This is a genomic window from Mycobacterium sp. TH-M82 (genome assembly GCF_057473605.1).
This window is the reverse complement of sequence record NZ_JBYCKY010000764.1, coordinates 1-2,509: the sequence shown is the minus strand read 5'-3', so window position 1 is coordinate 2,509 and position 2,509 is coordinate 1. Positions and strand designations below refer to the sequence as shown.

Annotated in this window: 3 protein-coding genes and 1 pseudogene; 2 read left to right on the top strand and 2 right to left on the bottom strand. The window is 66.6% G+C overall.

From position 1 onward, the window contains the following. Nucleotides 1-729 (top strand): dihydrolipoamide acetyltransferase family protein (locus AC2VON_RS22610; protein ID WP_486954871.1); only part of this gene is annotated, 729 nt, incomplete at its 5' end. 7 nt (nt 730-736) lie between these two features. Here AC2VON_RS22610 and AC2VON_RS22605 read toward each other — a convergent pair. Further along, a complete protein-coding gene (locus AC2VON_RS22605; RefSeq protein WP_486954870.1) occupies nt 737-1,471 on the bottom strand; it encodes a YggS family pyridoxal phosphate-dependent enzyme in 735 nt (244 codons plus the stop codon). Between the two features lie 41 nt (nt 1,472-1,512). Continuing rightward, complete coding sequence (locus AC2VON_RS22600; protein ID WP_486954869.1) at nt 1,513-2,223, bottom strand: histidine phosphatase family protein; 711 nt, start codon at nt 2,221-2,223, stop codon at nt 1,513-1,515. Between the two features lie 111 nt (nt 2,224-2,334). Here AC2VON_RS22600 and AC2VON_RS22595 point away from each other — a divergent pair. Then, nucleotides 2,335-2,509, top strand: a pseudogene (locus AC2VON_RS22595) (dehydrogenase); the annotation flags it as partial.

The following is a 2,509-nucleotide window of genomic DNA, read 5'->3' as shown; positions in this document are numbered from 1 at the left end:
GGTGCCGCAACCGGTGCGCTGGTGCCGGTACGCAGTCAGCCCGACGGGGACGAGCGGGTGCCGCTGACCTCGATCAGGCGGATCACCGCGCAGCGGCTCACCGAAAGTGCTGCGGCGCCGCACTTTTACCTCACCTCCGTCGTCGACGTCGGCGCGCTGGAGAAGTTGCGCACCGAACTCAACGCTGAGCTGTCCACCGATGGGATGAAGATCAGCGTCACCGACCTGTTGATCCGGGCATGCGCGGCGGTGCTGCCCGCTCATCCGAGCGTCAACTCGTCCTGGGGCGGCGATCATCTGCTGCGTCATCACCGGGTGAGCATCGGCTGTGCCGTCGCGACCGACAAAGGTCTGCTCGTGCCGGTCATCCGTGATGCAAATCGGAAGAGCCTCACCGAGATTGCCGCCGAGGCGCATGGCCTCATCGAAAGGGCCCGTGCCGGCAAGCTCACCCCCGACGAACTGACCGGAGGCACCTTCACGATCAGCAACCTCGGCATGTACGGCATCGACCATTTCACGGCCATCATCAACCCGCCCGAGGCCGCCGTCCTCGCGGTCGGCGCGGTGCAGGCCGAAGCGGTGGCGCGCGACGGTCAACTCGCCGTCGCGAGCACGCTGAAACTGACACTGTCCATCGACCACCGGGTGCTGGACGGGGCCACCGCCGCGGTGTTCCTGCGTGACCTGGTGGGCCTGTTGGAGCGCCCGCTGCGCATCATCGCCTGAGCGCGGCTCAATTCCGGACCGGCTGCTGCGGCCAGTAATAGGAATCCGGGTAGGGCCGTGCGCCGAAGATCGCCGTGCCGATGCGCACCTGCGTCGCACCTTCGGCGATCGCCAGCGGGAAGTCCCCGCTCATGCCCATCGACAACTCGGTCAGCTGGTGTCCGGCCGCGACGGCGCGGTCGCGCAACTCACGCAACCGGCGAAAGCAACCGCGTACGGCGTCGGGGTCTTGTGTGTGGATGGCCAGCGTCATCAACCCGCGCACCCGCAGGGTGGGGTAGCCGGCCAACTCGTCGAGGAACGGCAGCAACCGGTCCGGCGCCATGCCGTATTTGCTCGGTTCGTCGGAGGTCTTCACCTGGACCAAGACGTCGATGACGCGATTGTGCGTCCGCAGCCGCCGATCCAGCGCCGCGGCCAACGTCGGCCGGTCCAGTGATTGCACCTCGCTGGCCAGCCGCGCCACCATGTTGGCCTTGTTGGTCTGCAGGTGACCGATCATCACCCAGTCGATGCCGCAATCGGCCAGCGGTTCCGCCTTGTCGCGGATCTCCTGGGCCTTGTTCTCGCCAAAGCGTTGCATTCCCAACCCGACTGCCTCACGGATCACCTCCGGGCCGAAGGTCTTGGTCACCGCCAAGATGGCGACCTCGACGGGATCACGTCCGGCGTCGCGGCAGGCGTCGGAGACCCGCTGCTGCACCCGGGACCAGCGCTGCGCCAGGGTGTCGGCAGGGCGCATGCGGCCATCGTCGCCGCTCGGCGCGCGCCCGTCAACCGGCGTCAGTCGAACGAGCGGATACCGTCCCAGTCCACCAGCGTCCAGCCGGTGACCGGATTGCCGGTGATCACCACCCGGCCGATGTTGGGCAGCGGGTGGTCGGTGAGCAGACTGTCGCGGCCGTTCTTGGCGTTCATCAGCGTCCAGACCATGATCGCCGCGCCGTTGGAGAACACCACCGGGTTGGCGTCGCCGCTGTCGTAGATCTTTTGGACCGCGTCAGAGAACCGGTTGTTGAACTCGGTGCCGTTAATCGACCCCGGGATGGTCTCGGTGCGGTCGCTGCGCAGCCAGGCCAGCGGTGCGAGCAGGTATGTCGAGTCGGCCATCGACGACGGCTCGCCGTCGAACCAGCCGGCCTTGATCTCCTTCAGCCCGGGCAGGATCTGCACCTGCCTGCCGATCTCCTTGGCCAACGGCGCGGCGGTCTGCTGGGCACGAAGCATGGGGGAGGAGTAGACGCCGTCGTAGTGGTTGTGCTGCAGCTGGTGTGCGATCTGCTGGGCCTGCCCGTCGCCCTTCTCGGTGAGGCCCAGGCCCGGTACATCGGTGTCGATGACGCCGTCGGCGTTGCTCAGCGATTCCGCGTGCCGGATGAACGTCACGGTGATGTTGCGTTGATGCGGCCCACTGGAGCAGGCGCCGACGACGATCGCTGAGAGCACCGCGGCCAGCACGGCCGCCGCTTTCCAGATCACAGTGCGGGTGCGCATGCTTTCAGCCTGCCTTGTCGACGACGTTCATGGGGCGACTTCTGGCGGTTTGGTGTCGAATCTGATCGAATCTCATCGGATCCGACCGAATCTGATGAGAAGGGGAACACTATGGCGCTCGACCCGAAAGCCATCGGTGCCACCACCGAACCGGTGCTGGTCGAATGGACCGATCGCGACACCATGCTCTATGCGCTCGGAGTCGGCGCCGGCACCGCCGACCTGTCGTTCACCACCGAGAACAGCCACGACATCACCCAGCAGGTGCTGCCGACCTACGCCGTCA

Bases quoted from the DNA above. Each gene is read 5' to 3' on its own strand.
- AC2VON_RS22605 (WP_486954870.1), bottom strand. From the start codon at position 1,471: ATGCGCCCTGCCGACACCCTGGCGCAGCGCTGGTCCCGGGTGCAGCAG.
- AC2VON_RS22600 (WP_486954869.1), bottom strand. From the start codon at position 2,223: ATGCGCACCCGCACTGTGATCTGGAAAGCGGCGGCCGTGCTGGCCGCG.